This window comes from Gilliamella sp. B2717, assembly GCF_026536675.1.
In the GTDB taxonomy this organism is placed as follows: domain Bacteria; phylum Pseudomonadota; class Gammaproteobacteria; order Enterobacterales; family Orbaceae; genus Gilliamella; species Gilliamella apicola_I.
The window spans coordinates 322-1685 of record NZ_JAFNNQ010000027.1; the positions used below are offsets into that span (position 1 = coordinate 322).

The 1364-nt window shown below is 38.9% G+C and carries 1 protein-coding gene; it reads left to right on the top strand.

What is annotated here, in order from left to right; translation table 11 throughout:
* Positions 1 to 1302, top strand: a 1302-nt coding sequence (locus tag J3U35_RS05205; RefSeq protein ID WP_267360003.1) for a hypothetical protein, incomplete at its 5' end; no start/stop codon positions are given.
* Between the last annotated feature and the right edge of the window lie 62 nt (positions 1303 to 1364).

Below are 1364 nucleotides of genomic sequence, written 5' to 3' on the forward strand. Positions count from 1 at the left end.
TTAGACGGAATCATGTTTCAACTACAAATGAGCGTTTGCTTGTGTGGCGCAAGTGGATACTCAAAAGTCAGAAAAGTGTTAGACGAATGGTGGCATGAACCGCAAGTGACCCCGACCAACTTATGTATGCGAACCTATCTATTTAACAACAAAGCGTTAATCGCCGATATTAACGAATACTTGGATATTCAACAAAACATAGCGATCAATGAGTCTGCTGATAATAATAGCCATCAGCCAAATGTCGATAAAGCGATTAACTTACTCAACAAATTGACTAAACATGTAAATCGGACTGGGTCGATTGTCAATCAGATAGCGGATCGCGGTTTTCCAATAGCATTGTTATCGGTTACCTTTGCTGATCTTGTCAGAAGTTTTTTAAGAGTCACGACCCAAAAATTTAATCAAACAATTCAAAACCGCCTAGGCAACTTAATTTTTGCCAAAATTAGGGATAAAGCTTTAGAAATGTATGAATCGGGCTATAATATCAACGGGCATTCTTTTGAAGTCTCTCCCAAAAAAGGTGTGCCACAAATAACACGGTTTGCCCGTGAAAAGTTTAATCATTCAGATTTAGTCAATACCAAAATCGCCATGATGGTATTTGCATTTAGTAGCTACGAAACACTCAAAAAATTAATTCATGGTAAATGGAATGATTCTCGGGAATTAGCCGAATTAACCGCATCCCTAATGGCAAGTGCAGCAGCGGGCACGCAAATTCTGACCAGTGCCATCAAAAGTTGTATCGAAAATAGCGCAACATCAAAAACTGCTACCGTAACCTACAATGCGTTTGGGCGATTATTTTTATGGTCGGCGAGTTTGGCGTTGATGGCTGGGGGAGTATCGGTAGTGTTAGATATTTCTGAAGCAATAAAAGTTAAGAATGAAAAACGTAAAATAATATTGATCGCTTATTCTGCTAGGGCTATAGCTACATCATTGCTTAGTATATCTCAATTTGTAGCTGCTTTAGGTCCATTAGTGCCATGGTTTGATAATATTATCATGACCAGTATCGAACGGACTTTTTGGGTAAATGTAGCTGAAGTCGGGATAGTTATCGGTCGCTTTGCCATTGGTCGATCTGCGGCAGTGTGGCTGGCGGCAATTAATTTTTACGCGTCTATGATTATTATTGTGGTCAGTGTTTGCCTGATTATTTTTGATGATGATGCTATGCAAAAATGGTTTGATCGCTGCTGTTTTAGTAAAGACCCTGAACGTAAAAAATTTAAAGATTTAGGCGAAGAACTCACAGAATGGCATCAAGCACTACAGGAGACTTTTTAATATGTACGCAGGCGAATTTTTATTATGGTTTGGTAACGCCATGAAATCCGAAACCCGTAAAA